Here is a 23,998-nt window from a genome sequence, read left to right on the forward strand (position 1 = left end):
GCTGGAGATCGGAAAGCCCCTTTACGGTGGGATTCAGAGCTTACGTTGGTTTTTGGTTCCATTGCTCCCCAAACCCCGTCAATGCGATTGCACCGGGTGAGATCGAGACGTCGATCCTGTCTGCCGGGACCGAACTGATCGTCGATCAGCAGATCCCCATGCACCGCTTGGGCAAGCCGGAAGAAGTCGCATCCCTGGTGCATTTCCTCTGCACCCGAGGCGCGTCGTACATCAACGGTTCGGAGATTCATGTCAACGGTGGTCAGCACGTCTGAAATAATCTGGAAATCCCGGCCGGAAACTTCCATCATTCGGGCCGGGCATCCGCCGCAGATGAGCGATCAATGAGCAACCCCTACCCTATTCAAACCCTCAATCACTCTTACCTGGGCAGTGGCATCTACGAGTTGCTGCGCGAGGCACTGATCACCGGGCGTTTCCAGCCCGATGACCGCCTGCGCATCCGCGACCTGGCCGAACAACTGGGCACCAGCGTCACACCGGTGCGCGACGCGATCCTGCAACTGGCCAAGGAACAGGCGCTGATCCTCAAGACCCCGCGTGACATCCGCGTACCCATCCTCACCGCCGCGCAATACGGCGAGATCCGCAGCATCCGCCTGGCGCTTGAAGGCCTGGCTGCGGAGACGGCCGCCGCGCTGGTGACCGACAGCGAACTCGCAGACCTGCAAGCCTGCATCGAAAACAACATCGCCGCGATCAACGCCCAGGACTTGCAAGCCGCTCTCAAGTGCAATCAGCAATTTCACTACGCGCTGACCACCATCGCGCGCATGCCGGTGCTGGCGGGTTTGCTCGATAGCCTGTGGATGCGCACCGGCCCACTGATCGCCCGTGCCTATGGCAACTTCAACGAGCGCATGGCCATCGACCATCACTGGGAAGTGCTCGACGCACTCAAGCGCCGCGATGGCGCGGCGGCACGGGCGGCCATCTGCCGTGACATTCTCGATGGCAACGAGAAGATGCTCGAGTACATCGAGATGGCGCAGGCGGACTGATTGGCAGTCAATTCGACTGTTGACGAAACATAGATGACCAGTTAGTTTATTAAAACTTTCTCATCACTGGATGTCTCTGTCATGGCTCGCCCGGTCAACCTCGAAGTCAGATCCCGTTTGCTGTCGATTGGCCGCCAGGTGGTTCACAACCGTGGCTTCAACGGCTGCGGCGTCCAGGACATCACCGCCGCTGCCGAGATTCCCAAGGGCTCTTTCTACAACTACTTCGCCAGCAAGGAAGACTTCGCGGCAGAGATCCTCGAGGAATACTGGACCTCGATCGAAACCCGCCACGGGCCGATCTTCTACGACGCCCGGGTCAAGCCGCTGGAGCGCATCGGCCAGTTCTTCCAGGCCCTGGTGCTCGAGCACGGCGAGCATGAATACAGCCTGGGTTGCCTGATTGGCAACCTGTCCCTGGAAATGTCCAATGGCAGCGAACAAACCCGCAAGCGTCTGGCCGATGTGCTGGCGCGCTGGGAAGGTTTGCTCGCGAGCTGCCTGCGTGAAGCGCAGCAGCGCCGCGAACTCTCTGAAACTCACGACGCCGAAGCGCTGGCCAGTGTCATCGTCGAAGGCTGGGAAGGTGCGGTCATGCGCGGCAAGGTCCTGCGCGACGGTGCACCTCTGCAGCGTTTCGTATCGATGGTCTTGCCTCGGCTATTGGAGTGAGTTTTTTTTCCTCATTAATAAGACGACTGGTCATTTATATAAAGCAACATTCACGTCTCATCCACGCAAGCACCCAAGAGGTAAATCGTCATGAGCCATCTGTACGCCGACCCCGCCGAACCCGCACTGCCTGCCACTGGTTTCAAGCTCGACCTGAGCAAAGCCGCCCTGGTGGTCATCGACCCACAGAACGACTTCCTCAGCCCTGCCGGCGCCAGTTGGGCGGTGTTCGGTGAGAGCATCGTCGAGAACAACACCGTCGAAAACCTGGAAAAACTGTTCAAGGCCTTCAAGGCTCACGACCTGCCCGTGGCCGTGTCGCCACACTATTACTACCCGCACGACCACGACTGGCATTTTGGCGGTCCGCTGGAAAAGGTCATGCACAGCATCTGCATGTTCGATCGCAAGGGACCGAACACCCTGGAAAACTTCGAAGGCTCCGGCGCCGATTTCCTCGAGATCTACAAGCCGTACATTCTCGACGGCGAGACCATCATCGCCTCGCCGCACAAGGTCTACGGCCCGGAAACCAACGACCTGGCGCTGCAATTGCGCAAGAAAGGCGTGTCGCAGATCATCCTCGCCGGCATGGCGGCCAACCTTTGCGTGGAATCACACCTGCGCGAACTGCTCGAACAGGGCTTTGAAATAGTCGTGGTACGCGACGCCACCGCCGGCCCGCGCCTGCCGGATGGCGACGGCTACCTGGCGGCCATCATCAATTACCGCTTCCTCGCCCACGGGCTGTGGACCACCGAAGAGACTATCGCGCAACTGCAACCGGCTTGATCGTGCCCGAGCGGCCGGGCATCGCGCCCCCCCGCTCTTTCTCGAGAACCCCCGATGAAAATCCCCGCCCGTTATGAGCATTTCGTTTTCGGCGTCGTTCAATCCGGCCTGACCTGCGCGGTCGCGGCCGCCATCGCCACCACACCCCATGCGCTCGACCTGGCCTTTGCCGGCCGCTGGTTGAACGCGTGGGCGCTGTCGTGGGTATCGATGTTGCCGGTGGTGGTGCTGGCGGCGCCGATGATTCGGCGCGTGGTGAGGCGGATGACGGTGGGCTGAATGACTTGGCTATGACTCACCCAACACACCGCCATCGCGAGCATGCTCGCTCCTACCGGGGGCTTCGGGGCTGCTCGCGACAGGCGCGCAAGCCCGCACCCGACGCACGAAATACTGTGCCCGTTCGCATTTTCGCAATAAACCACTTTTCATCCGCGCATTTGTAGCCGCTTCGTTCACGGACAAGCCGGTACATTAGACCTCCATGGTCCCGCAGAGCGACCGACAACAAAACCTACAGCTCGCCCAAGAAAATCTGCCAACCATTCGGAGTCTTTCCATGAGCACATTGCGCACTACAGCTTTCCAACTCGCGAGTCTGGCCCTGTTCATCGGTAGCGCCACCCAGGCCATGGCCGAGGACATCACGTTCGTATCCCAGGGCGGTGCTTATCAGGAAGCCCAGAGCAAGGCGATCCTGGAGCCTGCGGCGAAAAAGCTCGGTCTGACGCTCAAACAGGACAGCTCGCCCAAGGCCTACCCGATCATCAAGACCCAGGTCGAGAGCGGCAAGGTCACCTGGGACGTGGTGGACCTGCCCACTGGCGACTGCATCCGTGGCGAAGCCGAAGGGCTGTTCGAGAAGCTCGACCTTGCGCTGATTCCCAATGCCGCGCAAATACCCGACAGCCTCAAGGACGAATACAGCGTCGGCTACATCAGCTACTCCACGGTGCTGGCGTATCGCACGGACGCGTTCAAAGGCGCGGACGTACCCAAGACCTGGGCCGACTTCTGGGACACCAAAAAATACCCGGGCCAGCGCTCCCTACGTAACCTGCCACGTCCAACCCTGGAAATCGCGCTGCTGGCCGATGGCGTGCCGATGGACAAGCTCTATCCGCTGGACGTCGATCGCGCCTTCCGCAAGCTTGAGCAGATCAAGCCCGACATCGCCACCTGGTGGACGTCCGGCGGGCAGTCGGCGCAGCTGATCAGCGACGGCGAAGTGGACATGATCCAGGCCTGGAACGGCCGTATCACCGCCGTACAGGCCGCCGGCGCACCCGTGGCATTCGACTACAACCAGGGTGTGCTGGAAACCAACTCGTTGTGCGTCCTCAAAGGCTCGCCGCACAAGGTGGCCGCCATGAAATTCGTCAACGAGGCCATCGATGCCAAACTGCAAGCGGCGTTGCCGATGATCATCGACTACGGCCCGCTCAACCCCGAAGCCTTCAAGACCGGGGTAATCCCGGCCGAGCGCGAGGCCAAGCTGCCTTCCGCACCCGGCAACATCTCGCGCCAGGCCCTGCTCTCGGCGCAATGGTGGGCCTCCGAAGCCGGGGTCAAGGCCGAAGAACGCTGGTTGTCCTTCGTCCAGAAAAAATAGCCATCGGCCGTTGCTGCGCCGCAGGCCAGAGGCCTCGGCGCAGGACATGCCGTCTGCCCCCGCGATTTCGACATAAAGCGCTTGCGCACCGGTCAATTGCGTCCACTTCATTCGTTGGCATCCCGGTACATTAGGCCTGAGGGTCCCGCAGAGTGACCTGTGCAGACAACTCGCGCTCGCCTCAAGTACCTGCCCACCATTGGGAGTTCTTCACATGACATTACCCGAGCACCGCACCCTGCTGTCCGCCAGGACGACTGCCACCGCCAGCGCTACCCGTCAGTGCTGGATACCCTCCAGCACTGCGCAGTGACGAGAGGTCATCATGTCCAACGCCTATCTCGCCAAATCCATGCCCGACTCCAGCGACCAGCAGCACCAGCCGCCCATGACCAGCGAAGACGCCCTGGCCCGTGAAGAACGCAAGGAGCACACCTCCATGCTGTTGCTGCTCACCCCGGCGCTGGTCATGGTCGTGGTGCTGTTGATCATGCCGCTGTGCTGGCTGGCCTTTCAGTCGGTCCAGACCGAGGAAGGGTTTTCCCTGGCCAACTACATCCGGATTTTCCAGGAAAGCATTTACTGGGACACCTTCGCCCTGACCTTCAAGATCAGTTTCCTGGTGACGATCCTGTCGATCGTCATGGGCTTCCCCATTGCCTACGCCGCTTCGCGCCTGCAGGGTTTCTGGGCCAACCTGATTCTGATCTGCGTGATCCTGCCGTTCTGGACCAGCGTGCTGGTGCGGGCCTATGCCTGGCTGGTGCTCCTGCAACGCCGCGGACTGGTCAATCAGACGCTGATGGACCTTGGCATCATCGACCAACCCCTGACGCTGATGCACAACACCACTGGCACGGTAATCGGCACCCTGCACGTCATGCTGCCCTTTATGGTCCTGCCGCTGTATTCGGTGATGAAAAAAATCCCCCAGGACCTCATGCAAGCGTCCGAGAGCCTTGGCGCCAAACCCTTCTACACCTTCCGCCGGGTCTTCCTGCCGATGGCAGCGCCGGGGGTCATGGCCGGTTCCATCCTGGTGTTCGTCATCTGCCTAGGCTTCTTCATCACCCCGGAACTGCTCGGCGGTGGCCGCACGATCCTGGTGTCGATGCTGGTGCAACGCAACGTCGAGCTCTATCACGCCTGGGGCGCAGCCAGCGCAGTCGGCCTGGTGCTGCTGTTTGTGGTGTTCCTGATCTTCTGGGGCATCAATCGCTTCATCCCCATCGAACGCATCCTGGGAGCGCGCTAAATGAACCTGCTTGCCAACCTGCGTCACCTTCGCCTGTCCCACGTGCTGTTCACGGTGCTGGTCGCGGCGATCCTGCTGTACCTGATCATCCCGGTGCTGATCGTGGTACCCATGTCGTTCTCCGAGGCGCGCTTCCTGCAATTCCCTCCCAAGCAATGGTCCTTCCACTGGTACGAGGCGTTCTTCAACAGCGTGGAGTGGATGTCGGCGGCGCGGGTCAGTCTGATCACGGCATTTTTCACCATGGCCATCAGCCTGCCGATTGGTATGGCGGCCGCCTACGCCATCAACAACTCCAGCCTGAAGGTGGTGCGTACGCTGCAGATCATCCTGCTGCTGCCGATGATGGTGCCCATCATCCTGATCGCCGCCGGCGTGTTCTTCGTTTACGCCCGGGTCGGCCTGATCAGCACGCTGACCGGCCTGGTGCTGGCGCACATCATGCTCGCCTTGCCCTACGTGATCATCGCGCTGCTGGCCGGTCTGCGTAACTTCGACATGTCCCAGGAAATGGTGGCGCGCAGCCTGGGCATGAACCGCTTTCGCGCCTTCATGGCCGTGACCCTGCCGCAGATCAAGCCCAGTGTGGTCTCGGCGACACTGTTCGCCTTCATCACCTCGCTGGATGAAACTGTGGTGGCGCTGTTCATCTCCGGCGGCGACAACCAGACTCTGACCAAGCGCATGTTCACGGCGCTGCGCGACGAGATCGATCCGACCATTGCCGCTATCAGTTCGATCCTGATCCTGGCGTCGCTGATCCTGGTGGTGATTGCCGGTCGCAACAAACAATAACCAACAACGCACTCCCCCTCTGCAAACACACTTGCCCGCCATTGCGGGCAAGTGTGTTTTTGCGTCCTGACCACGCACGCCCATGCCGACGTGCAGCCCAGCACAGCCTGCCGTCACACGGCTTAATTCAGCATCTATCACCCGTGTCCAGGCCCATCTCGGGGGAACCGCAGAATTCGGAAAAAATCGTACGCTAAGCTAACGGTGTTCTCGTGACAGCTCTTTGACTAGGCTTTCTAAGGCCATTCTGATAGCCCTGACTTCCTGAAAAGCCATGGCTAAAATTTGTGCGGCTAAAAGGGATAACCGATGGTAAAGTAAGTTATCCCTGTCGAGATACTGAAAAGCGTTATCCTCGTTTTTCCCAAAACTGTTTTGCCAGTTCGCTCAGAGCGCTAGTTAACTGAGCGACAGATTTCGCACTTTGCAAATTATTCTGCCCGGTCTGTACATTGGTATCAGCAGCATCGCGTATATTGATAATACTGCGGTTTATGTCTTCACTTACTGCTCCCTGCTGCTCGACCGCAGTCGCTATTTGCGCGTTCATGTCGGTAATTTCGTTAACGCGTTGGCCAATTCCATCAAGAGCTGTAGCTGCTTCCTCTGCGTGAGCTACACTCGTGTGCGCTTGCCGACTACTTTGCTCCATGACTGTAACAGCGGATTGCGCTCGCTCTTGTAGAGCGCTGATCATGCTTTGAATATCCGTTGTCGATTGCTGTGTGCGAGCAGCAAGACTGCGAACCTCATCGGCGACAACAGCAAAACCACGCCCCTGCTCACCAGCACGCGCGGCCTCAATTGCTGCGTTGAGTGCCAACAAATTCGTTTGCTCGGCGATCCCTCGTATAACGTCAAGAACTTTTGATATCTCGTTACTTTGACCTTCAAGCTCATGAATAACCTGAGCGGCTTGCCTAATTTCACCTTCAAGGGCAGTGATTGACTGGCTTGTGTGGGCTACCAGACGCTGGCCAGATGCCGTCTCAGTGTCTGCTCTTCCGGCCGCATCTGCAGCATGCTGTGCATTGCTCGCAACCTCTTGAATGCTTGCCGCCATTTGGTTTACTGCCGTTGCTATTTGATCTGTCTCTGCCTGCTGCTCAACTGTAAGTACATTGCTTGACTCAATATCCTTTAGTAGGCCTCGGGTGTGTTCGCTAAGCCGATTTGATGCATCACCTATGCGACCTACTATGGCGCCTGTTTCAGCTTGCATCATTCGTAAAGCAAACTCTATTTGGCCAAACTCATCGGTGCGCCCAGTGTAGAGGGATTGACTTAATGGGTTATTGGAAATATTCCTGGCTCTTTCAACCAGTCTTCCAAGAGGAGAGAGAATAGCCAAAACACTAACAGAGCTTAAGCTTCCTGACATTAAAGTGGGCGGTTACAGGAGCTGAGTGCAACACGGTTATTGAATTGAAGCTGGAGCATCATGCCGCATAGCCATAGCTTCCTGCATCACCTCGTCCATAACCTCGATCGGACACTTGAAGTCGAAGCGCTTACGGGGGCGCATGTTCAGTTGCAGTGCGATGGCATCCAGTTCCTCCTGGCTATGCACCGACAAGTCCGTGCCTTTGGGCAGGTACTGGCGGATCAGGCCATTGATGTTTTCGTTACTGCCGCGCTGCCAAGGGCTGTGCGGGTCGCAGAAGTAAATCGCCACCCCGGTCTGCTGGGTGATTTCAGCATGCCGCGCCATTTCTCGGCCCTGGTCGTAGGTCATGCTCTTGCGCATCGCCAGCGGCATGCCATTGAGCGCTGCACTGAAGCCTTCCATCGCCGAGGTCGCCGTCGCGTCGTTCATCTTCACCAGCATCAGGTAGCCACTGGTGCGCTCCACCAGCGTACCTACAGACGAGGCGTTGGCCTTGCCCTTGATCAGGTCGCCTTCCCAATGCCCTGGCATCAGTCGGTCTTCGATCTCCGGCGGACGTACATGAATACTGACCCTCTCAGGGATCTGACCGCGCCGATCCACGCCGCCAGAGCGCGGCCTGCGCATCGTCTTGCTTTGGCGCAGGCAGATGATCAGCTCTTTACGCAGCTCGCCGACTGGCAAGGCATAGATCGCGTTATAGATCGTCTCGCGACAGACGTAGGCATCTCTGAGGCTGGGAATATTCATGCTGCGCAGCTTGCCGGCAATCTGCTCGGGAGACAAACGCTCACGCAGCATATGCGCCACCAATTCGAAGCGCTCGCTACCCGGCAACAGCTTTTGCTTCGGTCGACACACCTGACGGCGGGCCTGCATCTGCTGCTGGGCCACGCGGGCCGAGTAGCCGCCACAGGCATCTCGATTGCGGCGCAGCTCCCGGCTGATGGTCGAAGGGGATCGGTTGATCAAGCAGGCAATCCCGCGCAGGCTGAAACCTTGGGCATGACCGATTTGAATGGTGGCGCGCTCTTCAACGCTGAGTTCGGAATAAGACATAGGGACAGCACCGTACCGGAAAGGTCAGGTGTTGCACTCAGTTTTCGCCGCCGCCCCCTTATTATCACTGCGAGGTGAATAGCTTTTCTGCCAATTGATTATGCCAATGCGATTCTCTTCGCCGAAGATTTCGTCCATGAGCATGCCAAGTCTAAATAGTTCCCTATGATCAATACAGATAGCCATAACCCCGCCTGGGGTTAGCATCTCACGCATCATCCAGATTCTGGGTGTCATGAAGCGCAACCATTTGCTGTGCTTGGACCCATCATCTTTAGGAACTACATCGCCGAGATCTGGATCGTTTGGATCCTTGTCCCACTTGTCGTTATAGCGGAAGTCCTCGCCGGTGTTGTACGGCGGGTCTGTTACTACAAGATCAACTTGACCACGATATTTATAGAGCGTGACCATCGCAGAAAGGTTTTCACCGTCCCAGATCTCATTCTCTGACTGGGCGGTTTCCTCTCCAAAGGATACTTTCTTGATAATACGATGCAGCTTCGGCTTGACCTGGCGGATGATCTGCCAGGGAGCAGCCCGCCCGGTGTAACTCATAACGATGCCATTCTTGCCAGCATCGGCAAGCGCCGCATCATGCTCCTGCAGCATACGGACCAAGGCGGCCCTCGGCAGTTGTTCGTAATCCATGCTTGCCCCTTGAATTCGTGCGGCGGCACCGAAAAGCTGAAAATTCTAGTACCGCTCGTGGATGCTTCACCATCCCTAGGGTGGCGAGTGTACTTGTGAACGTATTGATTTGGCTGTTAAACCGTTGAAAAAGACGGATCAACTGAGTTCCAAACGGGCTGCGTACTGGCTGGCAGATGCGAATCCGGCGCACGCCGCTCCCTTCTGGGCTCAAGCCCGCGAAGCGGGCATAAAGAACCCGGCCGAGGCCGGGATCCTTATGGGCTTATGGGCCGGCGTATTGGTCTGCCCAGTCCAAAGCCGGTGCCACGGGAGCTTGCACCTCCTGAGGCCAGGTTTTGGAGCCCACTGCAAATCGCCCGTAACCCATTAAAAGATAGCTGGGCATCCGACGAAAAGAGCACCAAGGCACCATTACCCTTGAGCTACAGCGCCGCTACGGGGCACCAGTTTGATTTCAACGCGGCGATTTTGGGCGCGACCCTCGGCGGTGTCGTTGGGGGCAATGGGCGAGCTGGAGCCTGCACCAAAGGTTTGCAGGCGCGAAGGATCGACGCCATTGCTGCGCAAAGAGAAAAAGGGGACTGATTTATGTGCGCCAGGCAAAGCTTGGTCGCCTGGGAATGACGGCGCAAGCCGTCACGAAATGGCGTAAGAAACCCAGCGGGTATGACCCCCGCCCGGTAAAGGTTAGCCACCGACCGGAAGCGAGTCTTGCGTGGTGACCGGGTAACCGGCGCTGCGAAGCGTAGACAGCAGAAAAGGGGATTTATTTTCCCTACTCTAAAACGGCCGCTGTTGGCCGATTGCTGCCTGTCGTGGACGACCGTTTAACTTCAAAGCCTGACTGGATTGCAAACTGCTGACACGCGTAGATTCTGTTTTCGACTCGTTTAATGCCGTCGATGCCAGGCCATAAACAGAGAGGAAACAACCGCTCGAAAATTCGAGCCATAGACTCTAGAGCCAGTGGGTAGTCGGAGTCATGTTCCTGCAACCATCAAATCCAGATTCTGCACCGCCGCTCCAGCGGCTCCCTTCCCAAGATTGTCAAACACCGCAGCCAACAAAACCTGCCCCGTCTCATCATTTTCACACACCACCAATCGCAAACTATCAGTCCCGTTAAGCGCCTGAGGATCAAGGCACGTCAACCCTTTGGCCTCCTGCATCGACATCACCTGTACATGGTCCGCATCGACGTAGTGCTGCATAAGACACGCATGCAACCGCACCGCATCCACGCCCGGCGCCAACAAGCGAAGTTGCAACGGTATGGTCAGCACGATCCCCTGCCGAAAAGCCCCATAAGCCGGCACAAACATCGGCCGCTCCATCAGACCGCTTTGCTGCTGAATCTCCGGAATATGTTTGTGTGCCAGCCCCAGACCATAAACCTGAAACGCGGGCGCCTGTGATGCGCCCTCTCCCTCATGCTCTTGCACGCCAACGCGCCCTTTTCCGGAATAGCCCGACACAGCATGAATGTTCGTCGGATAGTCCCTGGGCAGCAACCCGGCCTCCAGCAATGGGCGCAGCAGCCCTATCGCCCCCGTGGGATAGCAACCGGGATTGCTGACCCGCCGTGCCGTGGCGATGCGTTGGGCCTGCTGCGAGTTCATCTCCGCGAAACCATAGGTCCAGTCTGGATGGGTGCGGTGCGCCGAACTCGCATCGATCACCCGAACGGCGGGGTTTTCGATGCTCGCTACAGCGTCGCGTGCGGCTTGGTCGGGCAAGCAGAGAATCGCGATGTCGCAGGCGTTGATGATTTCGGCGCGACGTTGCGGATCCTTGCGATGTTCGGGGCTGAGCGTGATAAGCCGCAGATCGGTCCGGTCGCGTAGACGTTGATGGATTTGCAACCCGGTGGTGCCTTGGTCGCCGTCGATGAATATAAGAGGACTTGCCATGGAATGCTCTCGGACATAGGAAATCAGGAGTTCCAATCTTCAGTGAGGGGCTAAGATAGGAAAAGTTGAATTTCTAAACGATGAAATTCAGCTTTTCTGAACAAGGAGTGACTCATGCGCGAAATCAGCCTGGACCGTCTGCGCACGTTGGTGGCCATTGCCGACCTGGGTTCGTTTGCCGAGGCGGCCCGTGTGCTGCACCTCGCGCCACCCACGGTCAGTTTGCATATTGCCGACCTGGAGTCGCGGGTTGGCGGAAAGCTGTTGTCGCGCACACGTGGGCGCATTCAGCCTTCGGCGATTGGAGAAACGCTGGTGGAGCGCGCGCGGCGCCTGTTGGCGGATGCGGAGCAGGCGCTTGAGGACGTGGAGCGTCAGGTGCAGGGCTTGGCCGGGCGTGTGCGGCTGGGTGCCTCCACAGGGGCCATCGCACAGTTGATGCCGCAAGCTTTGGAGACGTTGGGCCAACGCCATCCCGCTATCGATGTGCAGGTCGCGGTGCTCACGTCGCAGGAAACTTTGAAGAAGCTTGCCGAGGGCTCTTTGGAGATCGGTCTGGTCGCGCTGCCACAGACCCCGGTGAAGGAATTGCGGATCGAGCCATGGCGGCGGGACCCGGTCATGGCCTTCTTGCCGGCTCGCTGGGAATGCCCGGATGTTGTGACCCCCGGTTGGCTGGCCGCCCAGCCATTAATTCTGAATGACAAAACTACTCGGCTTTCGCGCTTGACCTCGGAGTGGTTCGCCAGTGATGGACGGCAGCCCACGCCGCGTATTCAACTGAACTACAACGATGCGATCAAAAGCCTAGTGGCGGCCGGTTATGGTGCGACGTTGTTGCCGCATGAAGCCTCCACGCCATTGCCCGATACCAGGATCGTCATGCGGCCATTACAGCCCTTATTGTGGCGTCAACTTGGTATTGCCCACCGTGGTGGGGACGTCGAGCGGCCTACGCAACATGTGCTGGATGTGTTGTGGGGGTTGAGTGCGGGCTAGGGCGATGTTGTCAGAGAAAGGACCGCTTTCGACCCGGTCATACGGTGATTGAGGTCCCAGGCGTCAGCTACCGCACCTGAAGCCGTCGTTCATCGCTCCAAAGCCGGTGCCTGTCTCCGTTCGCCCAGGCCAGGGTGTCGTAGTACTTGTGCAGCAGCTCGGTAATGGCGGCGGTGTCGTCGGTCATGGGGTTTCCTTGGGGTTGGCGGTGAGGACTGCCTGGACGCGTGCTTGCAGCGCGGGCAGCACGTCTTGTTGGAACCAGGGGTTGCGCACCAGCCAGCGATTGTTGCGCGGGCTAGGGTGAGGCAGGGGGAACGCTTGCGGCCAGTGCTCGCGCCAGGCTTCGACCACCCGGGTGAGCGGCGTCTTGCCAGTACCGAGGTGGTAGTCCATGGCGTAGCTGCCCAGCACGATGACCAGCGACAGGCGCTCGAAACGCTGCATGAAGGCTTCGCGCCAGGCGGGGGGCGCACTCCGGGCGTAGCGGCAGGTCACCGCTTTTGCCGGTGCCCGGATAACAGAAGCCCATGGGCAGAATGGCGATGCGGGTAGGGTCGTAGAAGGTGTCGCGGTCCACGCCCAGCCAGGCGCGCAGACGCGCGCCGCTGGCGTCGTCGAAGGGCACGCCTGAGGCATGGACCCGGGCCCCCGGTGCTTGGCCGGCGATGAGGATGGGCGCACTCGGGTGAAACTGGAAGACCGGCTGCACGCCGTGTGGCAGATGCGGTGCGCAGCGCGTGCAGGCGCGGACGTCGGTCAGAAAGGCGTCGAGTGTCGGCATGGCGCGCTTCCGGAAAGGGTGGCTCGCGCAGGACGGAGGTGCCATCCTGCGCGAAGCGTAACCCGGCAGCAAGTCAGTGCTGGGTCAGTGTCGGATAGCCCTGGATGAATACGCGGTCGGTCTTGGCCGCCGGCACATGGCAGCCCATGCAGTCGGCTTCGTAGCTGACGGCGACATTCTTGGCGGGGGCGTCGGCCTTGAACAGCGCCCAGCCCCAGCCGTCGCCCCACAAGGGGTTGCTGGCGAAACGGCCTTTGGCGTCCTTGACCATCACGAACCACACGGCCGCATCGGAACCCCAGACCACAGGGTTGCCAGTGGTCATGGCGCTGGTTTCGAGCTTGCGGATCTCTTTCACCAGCGTGGCGCCGTCCAAGAACTTGCCGGTCTTGCGGTAGTGCTCGGCCGAGGCCTTTTCGGTGTACACATCGTGCAAGCCGCGAGAGGCGGATTTTTCGTCCAACACCGCATATGAGCCCAGGTGGACGAAGTTTGTGCGGAAGTCTGTGGGGCGGCTGATGCCGCCCTGGCTGTCCACATAGGGCGAAAAGTCGCCGGCCGTGACGGCCAGTGGCAGGACGAGGGCGCTGGCGAGCAGAGCGCCGGTGAGTGCGATTTTCATCGTGTTCTCCTTATATGCCTATGGAGATCAGACGGCGACCACGGGGAAATCCACCGTGGTGTCGGCGATGTGGTTGGTGTAGTTGGTGAGCGTGTTCAGCGCGACGTTGGCGATCACTTCCAGTATCAGGCCGTCGTCGAGCCCCGCGCGGCGGTAGTTGGCCATGGCGTCGGCCGACACCACGCCGCGTTGCTCGACCAGCGCGCGGGCAAAGCCGGCGATTGCATCGTCAAGTGCGTTGGCCGCCTGGCCGGTGCGGGCCGCGGCGATGGCCTCTGCCGACAGTCCGGCACCTTTGCCGATCAGGGTGTGTGCGCTCAGGCAATACTGGCAGCGATTGGCTTGACCGGCAGCGAGCGCAACGATCTCGCGCTGGGAGGCATTCAGGCGGCCGGTGCCCAGCGTTTCGGACAAGCCGAGGTAGCCATTGAGCGCCGCCGGCGCGTGGGCCAGCGTGGCGAACAGGTTCGGCACCATGCCAAGCTTGGCTTTGACGGCCTTGAGTGTGGCAGCGGTAGCGGCGTCAGCGGTGTCGATGGTCAGGGGGGCGATTTGGGTCATGTCTATCTCCGTAGTGGGTGAGGTGCAAGAGCACGTGGGCATGATCGCCCTTTGTTTGGTACGATATGGCACGTAAAGTATCAAATACGTAACCTATCGTCTTATATGGAGAGTGGAATGGCGGATCGACTGGCCGGCTTGCTCCGGCACTACTCGCTTTCGGCGCGCGTTTTTCACAGCGGCGCCTTCTGTGGGCAGCATCATTACGCGGCGCCGCATGGCTATATCCATCTGGTGCGGCGCGGCCCGATTACGGCGCGTTCGCCCGTGCATGAAGATCTGCTGGTTACCGAGCCGAGCCTGCTGTTTTATCCGCGCGTGGCGTCGCATCGTTTTGTCGCCGCCCCCGGCGATACCGCTGAGCGGTTGTGTGCGGAGGTCGACCTGGGCGCTTCGACGGGCAATCCGTTGGCCATGGCCTTGCCGTCGATGCTGCTGATTCCGTTGGCGGACTTGCCCGGCCTCGGGCCGACGCTAGAGTTGCTGTTTGCCGAAGCCGAGCGCGACCAGTGCGGTCGGCAGGCCGCCATCGACCGCTTGTGCGAGTTGCTACTGATCCAGTTGCTGCGTTATCTGATGGATGGGCGGCTTGGCGCCACCGGACTGCTGGCGGGCCTGGCCGACCCGAAACTCGCGCGCGCCATAACCGCCATGCACGATGCGCCGCAGACCGCGTGGTCGCTCGAGGCGCTGGCGGCGAAGGCGGGCATGTCACGCGCGCGCTTCGCCGCCGCGTTCAAGGACGCGGTGGGCGTCACGCCGGGCGACTATCTGGCCGACTGGCGGATGAACGTCAGTTGCACCCTGCTCAAGCAGGGGCGGCCGGTGGCGGTGGTGGCCGACCGCGTCGGCTACGGCAGCCCGAACGCTCTGGCGCGCGCCTTCCGCGTGCGCATGGGCTGCGCCCCGCGCGACTGGCTGGCGCAGCAGCGCGGTGACGCGGCGCTCAGCGGTTCGTGAGTTTGAGTTCGATTCGCCGGTTCTTGGCGTAGGCGGCGCCGGTGTTGCGCTCGTCGAGCGGGTGAAATTCGCATCACGCCGGAACAACTGGCGGAACTCCAGGTGGCGATCCGTCAACGGCTGGTCAGTCTGTTCGTGCGGCGCGGCCGGCTGGACAAGGCTGAGTCAGTGGCGCAGGTAGCTGGATGACGCTGTCCCGCCCTGAGCCGACGCTCACAGGCGGGGATTTCCAGTGTCGTCATTGTCGGCTATTGGCCGGCAGCAGCCCGTCGTTGCCTGATGGATCCAACCCCTCCGCTGCTATAGTGCAGTCGGCTTCTGACGTTCAGTGCAGCCGTCTTCTGAAAACGACAGGTTGAACGCCAAAGAGGGGGCGGGAGCGCTGCAACCGGAGCAGCGTCAGAGCCTCCAGAATCGCCCACACAACGCGGAAGCTGTCAGTCAGGGGGCAAGCCTACCTTGGCACCAGAAACGCGCCCAGGAGGCCGCAGGGGGCGATTTTGGCCGCTGCAACTGTCCAACCTTGGCCGGGCCTCGCCGGGCCGAGTGGGGCGGCCTTCGACCAGGGCGGGCCGGCGACCGTCCGTCGGGCATGGAGGGGACGATAGAGAAAACGGACAAAATCGTACGCTAAGCGTGCGGCCTGTCAGGTTGAGGCCCTAGAGGTTGCAGGCGAGTCGTCAGAAAATGCTGGAATCGGCCCTATTCTGACACTGCCCAAGGTTCCGGCCTGACGCCCAGTTAGGGCATGCCTCAATCTGACGGCGGCGAACCGCAAGCGTTCAGTTCGGCGCTCGTTTCGGTCGCGTTGCTTGCCCGCGCCTGGAAGCGTTGATAACACTCCAGCCCGCAGAAGCGCTCGACGTACTCCGCACCTTCCGGTGTGAAGGCGGCGTCGAGCGGGATTTCCTTGCAGCACACGCAGCAACTGGTGGCAGTCGGATCATTTGCATTCATGGTGGCACCCCTCCATTGACTGACAAAGGCGGCGAATGCCGCCGCCGGCACTGGCTTGGCGAACAGGAAGCCTTGCCCCGTATCGCACTCCGCTTGCCGCAACAGCGCGAGACTGGTCGGCGTTTCCACGCCCTCGGCCACCACGTCCATTCCCAGCCCGTGCGCAAGCTGAATCACGGTGTGCACGATGGTCCGGTCGCGGTGGTCGTCGGCGAGTCCGGCGACGAAGGACTGGTCGATCTTGAGCTTAGTAATCGGGCAGCACTTCAGGTGTTGCAGACAGGAATACCCCGTCCCGAAGTCATCGGCAGCGAAGCGCACACCGATCTGTCGCAAGGCTTCCAGGGCTGGGAAGATCGCCGGATTGCCGAACGCGACCGATTCGGTCAGCTCAATTTCCAGATACTCGGCAGGCAACTCGGCGTCAGCCAGCACGCCCTTTACCCACCCGTCGAAATCCGGTCCTACCTGGCTCGCCGAAACATTGACGGCGAGCCGGAACGGTTGCCATGCCAGCATCCGCCATTCGCGCATCTGGCGGCAGGCGGTGCCCAGCACCCAAGCGCCGATTTCAGGCATCAAGCCGGACGATTCGACCACGGGCAGGAACTGGCCCGGCGGCAAAAGTCCGAGCTGCGGATGACGCCAGCGCAACAGGGCTTCCGCACCGACAATCTGGTCACTGCGCAAATCGACAATCGGCTGGTAGTGCAGCTCAAACTGCCCGCGCACAACCGCCTGCGCCAATTCGGTCGCCGTCCATCTGGCGGGCAGTGATGTGCTCACGATCTTTCCTTGAAGACCCGCAACAGCCGCGTCACGGACAGGACAAACAAGCCGGTCAGCGTGATGGCTGCAATACCCCAATGCTCCCCGATGAACGCGCCGGCCGTCGTCCCCGCGAGCACCACAGCGAGAATCGGCAAATGGCAGGGACAGGTGAGCACGGCCAACGCGCCCCACAGGTAGCCGGTGAACGGCTTGTGTGTCTCGGTCGGCAAGCGCTCGGGGCTGTTCATGGCAGACTCTCCGCATGCTGTACCAGCTCGGTCGGCATGGTGGCCAACTGCACCTCCAGATCGGCCAATGCTTCGCGCCGACGTTCGACGAACTGGCGCAGCACGGCAAGCTGCGCGGCCGCTTCGTCGCCGTCCGCGGTATCCAACGCCCGGCACAGCCGCGCCAGCGCGTCGAGACCGATACCCGCTTCGAAAGCAGCCCGCACGAAGCACAGCCGTTGCAAGGCCGCATCGTCGAACAGGCCGTAGCCGCCAGGGGTGCACGCCACCGGCCGCAGCAGTCCGCGCAGCAGGTAGTCGCGCACGATGTGCACGCTCACCCCGGCATTAAGGGCCAGCCGGGACACCGTGTAGGCGTTCATCGAACACCTCCTTTTTCTCACCCGGCGCAGCAGGAAAGCTGCTTCACATCCTTGTTAAAGGTCTGCGCCGCGAGCTTCAGTCCCTCGACCATCGTCAGATAGGGGAACAACTGGTCGGCCAGTTCCTGCACGGTCATCCGGTTACGGATGGCGAGTACCGCCGTCTGGATCAGTTCGCCGGCTTCCGGCGCGACCGCCTGTACGCCGATGAGCCGTCCACTACCTTCCTCGATGACCAGCTTGATGAAGCCGCGTGTGTCGAAGTTGGCGAGCGCACGCGGCACGTTGTCCAAGGTCAAGGTGCGACTGTCGGTCTCGATCCCGTCGTGCTGGGCCTCTGCCTCGCTGTAGCCCACGGTGGCGACTTGCGGATCGGTGAACACCACGGCAGGCATGGCGGCAAGGTTAAGCGCCGCGTCACCGCCCGTCATGTTGATCGCCGCACGGGTGCCGGCCGCTGCCGCCACATAGACGAACTGAGGCTGGTCGGTGCAGTCGCCGGCCGCGTAGATGTCCGGCGTGCTGGTCCGCATGCCGACGTCGATGACGATAGCGCCTTGCAGGTTGAGCGCGACACCTGCCGCGTCCAGCGCCAGGCTGCGCGTGTTGGGCGAGCGACCGGTGGCGACCAGCAGTTTGTCGGCGCGCAGCTCGCCGTGCGCCGTGGTGAGCACGAATTCGCCGCCCTCGTGCGCGACCTGGCTGGCCTGGGTGTGCTCCAGCACCTCGATCCCTTCGGCGCGGAACGCCGCCGTGATTGCCTCACCGATGGCCGGGTCTTCGCGGAAGAACAGGGTGCTGCGTGCAAGAATCGTTACTTTGCTGCCCAGTCGGGCGAACGCCTGCGCCAGTTCCAGCGCTACCACCGACGAACCAATCACGGCCAGCCGCTCAGGAATGGTGTCGCTGACCAGTGCTTCGGTGGAAGTCCAGTACGGCGTGTCCTTCAGGCCGGGAATCGGCGGCACGGCCGGACTCGCGCCGGTGGCAATCAGGCAACGGTCGAACGCCAGCACACGTTCGCCACCACCGTTGAGTTGCACGGTCAGGCTGTGCGCGTCCTTGAAACGGGCTTCGCCGTGCAGCACGGAGATGGCGGGATTGTCATCCAGGATGCCTTCGTATTTGGCGTGGCGCAGTTCGTCGACGCGCGCCTGCTGCTGGGCCAGCAACCGCTCGCGCAAGATCGTCGGCGGTGTGGGCGGCATGCCGCCATCGAACGGGCTTTCTCGGCGCAAGTGGGCGATGTGCGCGGCGCGGATCATGATCTTGGACGGCACGCAGCCGACATTGACGCAGGTGCCGCCGATGGTGCCGCGCTCGATCAAGGTGACGTGCGCGCCTTGCTCGACGGCTTTCAGCGCCGCCGCCATCGCCGCGCCACCGCTGCCGATAACGGCAATATGCAATCCGCCACCGTCACCACCAGCCTTGTCGCCGCTACCTAGCCATTCGCGCATCTTTCCGAGCAAGCCACCGCCCACCGGAGGCACGGGCGCGTCGGCGAGCGTGGCCCGATAACCGAGTCCGGCCACGGCGGCAGTCAACGCGTCCGGCGATATGCCGGCCTCGACGGCGAGTTTGGCGCTGCCCTTCGTATAGGAGACATCCGCCGACTGCACGCCGGGAACTTTCTCCAGGGCTTCCTTGACGTGCGTCGCACACGAGTCACAGGTCATGCCGGTGATTTTGAGGGTGGTCATTCATCGTTCCTTTTCTGTGTTGGCCGCTGGCTCACGCAGTCAGTCGTGTTTCGCGGGGAGTTCGCAGCCATCCGGGCCGCAGCGGCGATTTACCGGCGAAACCAAGTCCCAGATCGACACGCCGATCATCAGGGCTAGGCCGGTGTATACGAGGCGTGCTGTCCACCAGTTGCCAAGCAGCCAGACGGTTCCGGCGAACACGATGGCTGGCCCGATCATGCCGAGCAGGCTGCGGTGCCATTGCCGATGACTCAGCCAGCCCAGTGCATTCGCCAGCAAAGCCACGACGGCGAACAGCGGTAACAGCGTGGAGATAAACAACCCTTCGTATTCCTGTAGAAAGCTCAGCCCGATGGCCGCGCCCAAGCTGGCGAGGGCCGGGAAGCAGGCGGCGCAGCCCATCGCTGAAACAACGCTGCCGAGCGCGCCAGCCTTGTCGGCAATGCGTGTGATCATCCCCATGATCGCCCTAGGCTCTGGTTCAGTGGCTCACTGCTTGACGCTGGAGGGATAGCCCGCGTCTCTGGTTGCCTTGGTCAGCTTCTGCACGCTGGTCTTGGCATCATCGAAGGTGACCACCGCTTCGCGTGTCTCGAAGGTCACGTCAACTTTGCTGACGCCTTCGACCTTGGAAATCGCCTTCTTGACGGTAATCGGACAGGCAGAGCAGGTCATGCCCGGTACGGACAGTGTGACGGTCTGGGTAGCGGCCCACACGGGGGCAACAACGGCGGCGAGGGCGAGGGAGGCAAACAGTTTCTTCATGGTGAACTCCGATCAGTAGAAAAATGGCATGACATAGGGAAATCCGAGCGCGACCAGAACCAGCACGGCCACGACCCAGAAAATGAGCTTGTAAGTCGCTCGCACTTGGGGAATCGCGCAGACCTCACCCGGTCTACAGGCTTGCGCAGGGCGGTAGATGCGCCGCCAGGCGAAGAACAAGGCTACCAACGCTGCGCCGATGAAAATCGGGCGATAGGGCTCCAGCACGGTCAGGTTGCCGATCCATGCCCCGCTGAATCCCAAGGCGACCAAGACCAGCGGCCCGAGGCAGCAGGTCGAGGCGAGGATGGCGGCCAGTCCGCCAGCGAAGAGCGCGCCGCGCCCGTTTTGTGGTTCAGACATGCGCTTGTCCTTTCGAATTTGAATTGGATAGCGTAACCTTACTTCCGTACTCATGTACGGAGTCAAGTGATATGGAAAACAATTTGGAGAGCCTGACCATTGGCGCTTTTGCCAAGGCGGCCGGGGTCAACGTGGAGACGATCCGGTTCTATCAGCGCAAGGGCCTGCTGCCGGAACCGGACAAGCCTTACGGCAGCATTCGCCGCTATGGCGCGGCGGATGTGACGCGGGTGCGATTCGTGAAATCGGCCCAGCGGCTGGGCTTCAGCCTGGATGAAATCGCCGAGCTGTTGCGGCTCGATGATGGCACCCACTGCGAGGAAGCCAGCAGCCTGGCCGAGCACAAGCTTCAGGACGTGCGCGAAAAGATGGCCGACCTGGCGCGCATGGAAACCGTGCTGTCTGAACTGGTGTGCGCCTGCCATGCGCGGAAGGGGAATGTTTCCTGCCCGCTGATCGCGTCGCTACAGGGCGGAACAAGCCTGGCAGGGTCGGCTATGCCTTAGCGTGCTTTATTTTCCGTTTTCTGAGACGACCCCTATTTCAAAAACCAGCCATCCATGAAATCCCTTTCCGCGGCAATCATCGAACACAGCAGGCTTCTTCCTGAAGGAGGCATCCTTGCACCAAACGAATTCCTTCACTTGGCTGACCGTGCTTCGGTGGACCAAGCATTCTCTCGATTAGCCAAGGGCGGGGAGTTAATGCGGATTTCACGCGGCCTCTATGTGGCGCCGGTCACCGGGCGCTTCGGCAAACGCGCGCCGGCGACGGAGAAGGTTATCAGTGCGATAGCTTCGAAAAGCCATCAGGTAATCGCGTTAAGCGGTGCCCGCGCAGCGAACCTTCTAGGGCTAACGCAACAGGTGTCGATTAGGGAGGTATTTGTTACCGGCGGACGGCCGAGAACCCTGCAGCTAGGCAAGGCTCAGGTGAGAATCGAGCATGCGCCGCATTGGCAAATCGCCCTCGGAACAACCATTGCTGGCGACGCTGTACGTGCGCTTGCCTGGCTGGGGAAACCCCACGCCCCAGAGGCAGTCGCCAAGCTGCGCACGTGCCTGTCGAGTAACGATTGGCAGATTTTGATATCGCATAGATCAAACCTTCCTCAATGGATGGCTGAAGCGATTGGGCGCGAAGCAGTCTTTGCTGAGCAGGGCTTCTGATGCTCGTTTAAATACAATAATTTAGAGAACGAATGTCCTAATTTTGCCTTATCTCGGCAAGACTCAGTTACGTCCTGAAAAGTCTTTATAAAACATGCGGATAGGAGGGAAGTGAGTGAATTTTCCCTTTATCTCGGCATGACCCCTTCTAGGGCTGACGCAGCAGGTGTCGATTAAGGAAGTATTTATCACCAGCGGACGGCCGAGAACCCTGCAATTAGGCAAAATTCAGGTGAGAATCGAACATGCGCCACAGTGGCAGGTCGCCCTCGGAGCGACCATTGCTGGCGACGCTGTACGTGCACTTGCCTGGTTGGGCAAACCCCACGCCCAAGAGGCAGTCGCGAAGCTGCGCACGTGCCTGTCGAATAGCGATTGGCAGGTCTTGAAATCGCATAGATCCAAGCTTCCTCCATGGATGGCTGAAGCGATTGGGCGCGAAGCAGTCTTTGCTGAGAAGGGATTCTAATATTCGTTTAAATACAATAATTTAGAGAACGAATGTCCTAATTTTTGCCTTATCTCGGCATGACCCCTAAAAGTCTTCAACCGCGCCCTGCTCAAACAGTTCTACGGCATTGCCCACTGGGACATTCCTGCCGACTATCTATGCCCGCCGATCCCCGGCCGCGCAGACTACCTGCACTACATCGCCGACTTGCTCGGGAAAAGTAACGCAGGGGTTATTCCTCGTGGCGCACAGGTGAATGCGCTAGACGTGGGTGTTGGCGCCAATTGTATTTATCCGCTAATTGGCCATCGCGAATACGACTGGCACTTCGTTGGCAGTGATATCGCCAGCAGCGCAATTGCCTCAGCCGGTGCGATTCTCAACGCCAATCCGGGGCTCGTTGAAGCCATCGAGCTACGCCAGCAAAACGACAGCACGCATATTTTTCAGGGCGTTATCCGCGCCGAAGATCGCTTTGATATCACCCTGTGCAACCCGCCGTTTCATGCCTCCGCTGAGGAAGCCACGCAAGGCAGCACCCGCAAATGGCGTAACCTTGGCAAGCTCGACCCCAAACGCAAATTGCCGGTACTCAACTTCGGCGGCCAAGCTGCTGAGCTTTGGTGCAAGGGCGGCGAGGCGGCGTTTGTTAGCCGTTTAATCAGCGAAAGCGCTGAACACGCCCAACAGGTGTTTTGGTTCAGTAGTTTGATCTCCAAAGCCGGCAACCTCGGCGGCGTTTACAGTGCCCTGAACAAAGCTGGCGCATTGGAAGTACGCACCGTTGAAATGGCTCAAGGGCAAAAACAAAGCCGTTTTGTCGCTTGGACATTCCTCACCCCAGAACAGCAACAAGCCTGGCGCCAAGAACGCTGGAGCTAAGCCAGCCCCAGAGTTAGCCACGCGTTGCCAGCCCGATAACGCGCGAGCCGCCCACGCGCCAAAGACTCACTGAGCGTAATAACGCAGCATTCACAGAGTCAAAACACGTGTACACAGGCGGCGCGCGTGCGCACCATGGCTGACCGACACTTAGCGAGGCGAACAATATGGATTTTTTACGCACCCCAGATCGACACTTCGAAAACCTTCCCGGCTACGCATTCGAGCCCAACTACCTGATGGTGGATGACAGCGAAGGCGGTGAGTTACGCATGCATTATTTGGATCAAGGTCCAGCCGCTGGCGCAGTGGTTTTATTGCTGCACGGTGAGCCATCGTGGAGCTACTTGTACCGCACAATGATCCCCACACTAGTTGCTGCAGGCCATCGCGTTATTGCCCCAGACCTCATCGGTTTTGGTCGCTCAGACAAACCCAGTAAACGTACCGACTACACCTATCAGCGCCACGTTGACTGGGCGCAATCGCTGCTCGACCAGCTAAAACTGAGTGACGTGACCTTGGTTTGCCAAGACTGGGGCGGCTTGATTGGCTTGCGTTTAGTCGCAGAAAACCCAGCCCTATTTGCTCGCGTGGTTGCCGCCAACACCATGCTCCCAACCGGTGATCACAACCCAGGGGAGGCCTTCAAAAGCTGGCAGCAATACTCACAACAAGTACCAGAGTTCCCCACTGGAGCGATCATCAACCGCGCCACCACCACAGAGCTATCGCAAGCGGTGCTAGACGCCTACGACGCGCCCTTCCCTGACGAAAGCTACAAAGAAGGTGCACGGCAATTTCCCTTGTTGGTGCCCACCACGCCTAACGACCCTGCCGCCGATAAAAACCGCGCAGCATGGGCAGTACTGATGAAGTGGAACAAACCCTTTTTGACCGCGTTCAGTGATTCAGACCCGATCACCAAAGGCGGCGACAAGGTGCTGCAAAAGCTGATACCGGGCACACACGGCCAAGCGCATACCACCATCGTCAATGGCGGGCACTTTCTGCAAGAGGATCAGGGCGAAAAGCTGGCAGAGGTTGTGGTGATGTTTATCGCGGCGAACCCTTGATGTGCCGAGAACTGTACCGAAGACTCAGCGCTTAACGGCAAACTAGCCAGTGCATGCCTCCAGTAATCCTTGCAAAGCATCTGTCTCGATTGTTGCCGCTGACCGAAAACTGACCCAGTAGAGGCTGTTCTGCCGACTGAAAACTGACCCAGGTGTTCAACTGCTTC

The 23,998-nt window shown here is 60.1% G+C and carries 28 protein-coding genes and 3 pseudogenes; 15 read left to right on the plus strand and 16 right to left on the minus strand.

Annotated elements, in window-relative coordinates; genetic code table 11:
* The 8 genes from AC1Q6D_RS32430 to AC1Q6D_RS32465 form a co-directional block, all read left to right on the plus strand.
* Positions 1–275 (plus strand): SDR family oxidoreductase (locus AC1Q6D_RS32430; protein WP_256805329.1); only part of this gene is annotated, 275 nt, incomplete at its 5' end.
* Positions 276–344: 69 nt separating this feature from the next.
* Complete coding sequence (locus tag AC1Q6D_RS32435; protein WP_016487046.1) at positions 345–1,022, plus strand: GntR family transcriptional regulator; 678 nt, start codon at positions 345–347, stop codon at positions 1,020–1,022.
* Between the two features lie 81 nt (positions 1,023–1,103).
* The gene (locus AC1Q6D_RS32440) at positions 1,104–1,694 is read left to right on the plus strand and encodes a TetR/AcrR family transcriptional regulator (protein ID WP_003465041.1); all 591 of its coding nucleotides are present in this window, start codon (positions 1,104–1,106) and stop codon (positions 1,692–1,694) included.
* Between the two features lie 90 nt (positions 1,695–1,784).
* Positions 1,785–2,486: a cysteine hydrolase family protein gene (locus AC1Q6D_RS32445; protein ID WP_003465039.1), complete on the plus strand. Its 702-nt coding sequence runs from the start codon at positions 1,785–1,787 to the stop codon at positions 2,484–2,486.
* 54 nt (positions 2,487–2,540) lie between these two features.
* On the plus strand, positions 2,541–2,765 hold the full coding sequence (locus tag AC1Q6D_RS32450) for a DUF2798 domain-containing protein (RefSeq protein WP_003465037.1): 225 nt from the start codon (positions 2,541–2,543) through the stop codon (positions 2,763–2,765).
* Positions 2,766–3,045: 280 nt separating this feature from the next.
* Positions 3,046–4,098, plus strand: coding sequence for an ABC transporter substrate-binding protein (locus AC1Q6D_RS32455; RefSeq protein WP_003465034.1), 1,053 nt, complete (start codon positions 3,046–3,048; stop codon positions 4,096–4,098).
* A 325-nt stretch (positions 4,099–4,423) separates the two neighbouring features.
* Complete coding sequence (locus AC1Q6D_RS32460) at positions 4,424–5,353, plus strand: ABC transporter permease (protein ID WP_003465031.1); 930 nt, start codon at positions 4,424–4,426, stop codon at positions 5,351–5,353.
* Positions 5,354–6,148 (plus strand): ABC transporter permease, encoded by a 795-nt coding sequence (locus tag AC1Q6D_RS32465; RefSeq protein ID WP_003465028.1) that lies wholly within the window; start codon positions 5,354–5,356, stop codon positions 6,146–6,148. It begins immediately after the preceding gene.
* A 349-nt stretch (positions 6,149–6,497) separates the two neighbouring features.
* On the opposite strand, the gene AC1Q6D_RS32470 is transcribed toward AC1Q6D_RS32465, so the two are convergent.
* The 5 genes and pseudogenes from AC1Q6D_RS32470 to argC all read right to left on the minus strand — a co-directional run bounded on the left by AC1Q6D_RS32470 (position 6,498) and on the right by argC (position 11,158).
* The gene (locus tag AC1Q6D_RS32470) at positions 6,498–7,529 is read right to left on the minus strand and encodes a methyl-accepting chemotaxis protein (RefSeq protein WP_073454648.1); all 1,032 of its coding nucleotides are present in this window, start codon (positions 7,527–7,529) and stop codon (positions 6,498–6,500) included.
* Positions 7,530–7,565: 36 nt separating this feature from the next.
* Positions 7,566–8,594, minus strand: a complete 1,029-nt coding sequence (locus AC1Q6D_RS32475; protein WP_003465026.1) for an IS30 family transposase — start codon at positions 8,592–8,594, stop codon at positions 7,566–7,568.
* 24 nt (positions 8,595–8,618) lie between these two features.
* Positions 8,619–9,245: a DNA methyltransferase gene (locus AC1Q6D_RS32480; protein ID WP_003465024.1), complete on the minus strand. Its 627-nt coding sequence runs from the start codon at positions 9,243–9,245 to the stop codon at positions 8,619–8,621.
* Positions 9,246–9,659: 414 nt separating this feature from the next.
* Positions 9,660–9,815 (minus strand): annotated as a pseudogene (locus tag AC1Q6D_RS32485) (OmpA family protein); the annotation flags it as partial.
* 413 nt (positions 9,816–10,228) lie between these two features.
* Entirely contained in the window at positions 10,229–11,158 is a 930-nt protein-coding gene (argC, locus tag AC1Q6D_RS32490) for an N-acetyl-gamma-glutamyl-phosphate reductase (RefSeq protein ID WP_003465021.1), read from the minus strand.
* Between the two features lie 114 nt (positions 11,159–11,272).
* Here argC and AC1Q6D_RS32495 point away from each other — a divergent pair, with 114 nt between their 5' ends.
* Positions 11,273–12,157: a LysR family transcriptional regulator gene (locus AC1Q6D_RS32495; protein WP_003465017.1), complete on the plus strand. Its 885-nt coding sequence runs from the start codon at positions 11,273–11,275 to the stop codon at positions 12,155–12,157.
* A gap of 183 nt (positions 12,158–12,340) precedes the next feature.
* Here the strand turns inward: AC1Q6D_RS32495 and AC1Q6D_RS32500 are convergent, their stop codons facing one another.
* The 4 genes and pseudogenes from AC1Q6D_RS32500 to AC1Q6D_RS32515 form a co-directional block, all read right to left on the minus strand.
* Entirely contained in the window at positions 12,341–12,604 is a 264-nt protein-coding gene (locus AC1Q6D_RS32500; RefSeq protein WP_003830781.1) for a uracil-DNA glycosylase family protein, read from the minus strand.
* Positions 12,605–12,665: 61 nt separating this feature from the next.
* Positions 12,666–12,986, minus strand: a pseudogene (locus AC1Q6D_RS32505) (uracil-DNA glycosylase family protein); the annotation flags it as partial.
* A gap of 28 nt (positions 12,987–13,014) precedes the next feature.
* Complete coding sequence (locus tag AC1Q6D_RS32510; RefSeq protein WP_003465000.1) at positions 13,015–13,563, minus strand: cytochrome P460 family protein; 549 nt, start codon at positions 13,561–13,563, stop codon at positions 13,015–13,017.
* Positions 13,564–13,590: 27 nt separating this feature from the next.
* Complete coding sequence (locus tag AC1Q6D_RS32515; RefSeq protein ID WP_003464997.1) at positions 13,591–14,166, minus strand: carboxymuconolactone decarboxylase family protein; 576 nt, start codon at positions 14,164–14,166, stop codon at positions 13,591–13,593.
* A 75-nt stretch (positions 14,167–14,241) separates the two neighbouring features.
* Here AC1Q6D_RS32515 and AC1Q6D_RS32520 point away from each other — a divergent pair, with 75 nt between their 5' ends.
* Positions 14,242–15,084: a helix-turn-helix transcriptional regulator gene (locus AC1Q6D_RS32520; protein WP_003464996.1), complete on the plus strand. Its 843-nt coding sequence runs from the start codon at positions 14,242–14,244 to the stop codon at positions 15,082–15,084.
* A 753-nt stretch (positions 15,085–15,837) separates the two neighbouring features.
* On the opposite strand, the gene AC1Q6D_RS32525 is transcribed toward AC1Q6D_RS32520, so the two are convergent.
* From AC1Q6D_RS32525 to merT, 7 genes are read right to left on the minus strand one after another with little or no spacing between them, the layout of a single operon-like run.
* Positions 15,838–16,827, minus strand: coding sequence for a DUF3330 domain-containing protein (locus AC1Q6D_RS32525; RefSeq protein ID WP_024552207.1), 990 nt, complete (start codon positions 16,825–16,827; stop codon positions 15,838–15,840).
* Complete coding sequence (merE, locus tag AC1Q6D_RS32530) at positions 16,824–17,060, minus strand: broad-spectrum mercury transporter MerE (protein ID WP_021138754.1); 237 nt, start codon at positions 17,058–17,060, stop codon at positions 16,824–16,826. The genes AC1Q6D_RS32525 and merE overlap by 4 nt, the downstream gene beginning before the upstream one ends.
* Positions 17,057–17,422 (minus strand): mercury resistance co-regulator MerD, encoded by a 366-nt coding sequence (gene merD / locus AC1Q6D_RS32535; protein WP_021138753.1) that lies wholly within the window; start codon positions 17,420–17,422, stop codon positions 17,057–17,059. The genes merE and merD overlap by 4 nt, the downstream gene beginning before the upstream one ends.
* A 17-nt stretch (positions 17,423–17,439) precedes the next feature.
* A complete protein-coding gene (merA, locus tag AC1Q6D_RS32540) occupies positions 17,440–19,125 on the minus strand; it encodes a mercury(II) reductase (protein WP_024552206.1) in 1,686 nt (561 codons plus the stop codon).
* A gap of 39 nt (positions 19,126–19,164) precedes the next feature.
* Positions 19,165–19,587 carry an organomercurial transporter MerC gene (gene merC, locus AC1Q6D_RS32545; protein WP_024552205.1) on the minus strand — a complete coding sequence of 141 codons (423 nt, stop codon included), beginning with the start codon at positions 19,585–19,587 and terminating at the stop codon, positions 19,165–19,167.
* 27 nt (positions 19,588–19,614) lie between these two features.
* A complete protein-coding gene (gene merP, locus AC1Q6D_RS32550) occupies positions 19,615–19,890 on the minus strand; it encodes a mercury resistance system periplasmic binding protein MerP (RefSeq protein WP_045735837.1) in 276 nt (91 codons plus the stop codon).
* A gap of 12 nt (positions 19,891–19,902) precedes the next feature.
* Positions 19,903–20,253 carry a mercuric ion transporter MerT gene (gene merT, locus AC1Q6D_RS32555; RefSeq protein ID WP_024552203.1) on the minus strand — a complete coding sequence of 117 codons (351 nt, stop codon included), beginning with the start codon at positions 20,251–20,253 and terminating at the stop codon, positions 19,903–19,905.
* A gap of 71 nt (positions 20,254–20,324) precedes the next feature.
* On the opposite strand from merT, the gene merR reads away from it, so the two are divergent.
* The 5 genes and pseudogenes from merR to AC1Q6D_RS32580 all read left to right on the plus strand — a co-directional run bounded on the left by merR (position 20,325) and on the right by AC1Q6D_RS32580 (position 23,831).
* On the plus strand, positions 20,325–20,759 hold the full coding sequence (gene merR, locus AC1Q6D_RS32560) for a mercury resistance transcriptional regulator MerR (RefSeq protein WP_024552202.1): 435 nt from the start codon (positions 20,325–20,327) through the stop codon (positions 20,757–20,759).
* A gap of 54 nt (positions 20,760–20,813) precedes the next feature.
* A complete protein-coding gene (locus AC1Q6D_RS32565) occupies positions 20,814–21,422 on the plus strand; it encodes a DUF6088 family protein (RefSeq protein ID WP_045735839.1) in 609 nt (202 codons plus the stop codon).
* Positions 21,423–21,576: 154 nt separating this feature from the next.
* Positions 21,577–21,891 (plus strand): hypothetical protein, encoded by a 315-nt coding sequence (locus AC1Q6D_RS32570; protein WP_224490795.1) that lies wholly within the window; start codon positions 21,577–21,579, stop codon positions 21,889–21,891.
* Positions 21,892–21,957: 66 nt separating this feature from the next.
* Positions 21,958–22,755: pseudogene (rlmF, locus tag AC1Q6D_RS32575) on the plus strand (23S rRNA (adenine(1618)-N(6))-methyltransferase RlmF); the annotation flags it as partial.
* A 167-nt stretch (positions 22,756–22,922) separates the two neighbouring features.
* Complete coding sequence (locus AC1Q6D_RS32580; protein WP_045735840.1) at positions 22,923–23,831, plus strand: haloalkane dehalogenase; 909 nt, start codon at positions 22,923–22,925, stop codon at positions 23,829–23,831.
* Positions 23,832–23,998: the final 167 nt, after the last annotated feature.

It is taken from the genome of Pseudomonas sp. MT92, assembly GCF_058792515.1.

Bases quoted from the DNA above. Each gene is read 5' to 3' on its own strand.
- AC1Q6D_RS32470 (WP_073454648.1), bottom strand. From the start codon at position 7,529: ATGTCAGGAAGCTTAAGCTCTGTTAGTGTTTTGGCTATTCTCTCTCCT.
- AC1Q6D_RS32480 (WP_003465024.1), bottom strand. From the start codon at position 9,245: ATGGATTACGAACAACTGCCGAGGGCCGCCTTGGTCCGTATGCTGCAG.
- merC (WP_024552205.1), bottom strand. From the start codon at position 19,587: ATGGGGATGATCACACGCATTGCCGACAAGGCTGGCGCGCTCGGCAGC.
- AC1Q6D_RS32565 (WP_045735839.1), top strand. From the start codon at position 20,814: ATGAAATCCCTTTCCGCGGCAATCATCGAACACAGCAGGCTTCTTCCT.
- AC1Q6D_RS32450 (WP_003465037.1), top strand. From the start codon at position 2,541: ATGAAAATCCCCGCCCGTTATGAGCATTTCGTTTTCGGCGTCGTTCAA.
- AC1Q6D_RS32440 (WP_003465041.1), top strand. From the start codon at position 1,104: ATGGCTCGCCCGGTCAACCTCGAAGTCAGATCCCGTTTGCTGTCGATT.
- AC1Q6D_RS32435 (WP_016487046.1), top strand. From the start codon at position 345: ATGAGCAACCCCTACCCTATTCAAACCCTCAATCACTCTTACCTGGGC.
- argC (WP_003465021.1), bottom strand. From the start codon at position 11,158: ATGGCAAGTCCTCTTATATTCATCGACGGCGACCAAGGCACCACCGGG.
- AC1Q6D_RS32475 (WP_003465026.1), bottom strand. From the start codon at position 8,594: ATGTCTTATTCCGAACTCAGCGTTGAAGAGCGCGCCACCATTCAAATC.
- merR (WP_024552202.1), top strand. From the start codon at position 20,325: ATGGAAAACAATTTGGAGAGCCTGACCATTGGCGCTTTTGCCAAGGCG.
- AC1Q6D_RS32500 (WP_003830781.1), bottom strand. From the start codon at position 12,604: ATGCAGCGTTTCGAGCGCCTGTCGCTGGTCATCGTGCTGGGCAGCTAC.
- AC1Q6D_RS32580 (WP_045735840.1), top strand. From the start codon at position 22,923: ATGGATTTTTTACGCACCCCAGATCGACACTTCGAAAACCTTCCCGGC.
- AC1Q6D_RS32515 (WP_003464997.1), bottom strand. From the start codon at position 14,166: ATGCCCACGTGCTCTTGCACCTCACCCACTACGGAGATAGACATGACC.
- AC1Q6D_RS32495 (WP_003465017.1), top strand. From the start codon at position 11,273: ATGCGCGAAATCAGCCTGGACCGTCTGCGCACGTTGGTGGCCATTGCC.
- AC1Q6D_RS32465 (WP_003465028.1), top strand. From the start codon at position 5,354: ATGAACCTGCTTGCCAACCTGCGTCACCTTCGCCTGTCCCACGTGCTG.
- AC1Q6D_RS32460 (WP_003465031.1), top strand. From the start codon at position 4,424: ATGTCCAACGCCTATCTCGCCAAATCCATGCCCGACTCCAGCGACCAG.
- AC1Q6D_RS32520 (WP_003464996.1), top strand. From the start codon at position 14,242: ATGGCGGATCGACTGGCCGGCTTGCTCCGGCACTACTCGCTTTCGGCG.
- merE (WP_021138754.1), bottom strand. From the start codon at position 17,060: ATGAACAGCCCCGAGCGCTTGCCGACCGAGACACACAAGCCGTTCACC.
- AC1Q6D_RS32510 (WP_003465000.1), bottom strand. From the start codon at position 13,563: ATGAAAATCGCACTCACCGGCGCTCTGCTCGCCAGCGCCCTCGTCCTG.
- merP (WP_045735837.1), bottom strand. From the start codon at position 19,890: ATGAAGAAACTGTTTGCCTCCCTCGCCCTCGCCGCCGTTGTTGCCCCC.
- merA (WP_024552206.1), bottom strand. From the start codon at position 19,125: ATGACCACCCTCAAAATCACCGGCATGACCTGTGACTCGTGTGCGACG.
- merT (WP_024552203.1), bottom strand. From the start codon at position 20,253: ATGTCTGAACCACAAAACGGGCGCGGCGCGCTCTTCGCTGGCGGACTG.
- AC1Q6D_RS32455 (WP_003465034.1), top strand. From the start codon at position 3,046: ATGAGCACATTGCGCACTACAGCTTTCCAACTCGCGAGTCTGGCCCTG.
- AC1Q6D_RS32445 (WP_003465039.1), top strand. From the start codon at position 1,785: ATGAGCCATCTGTACGCCGACCCCGCCGAACCCGCACTGCCTGCCACT.
- merD (WP_021138753.1), bottom strand. From the start codon at position 17,422: ATGAACGCCTACACGGTGTCCCGGCTGGCCCTTAATGCCGGGGTGAGC.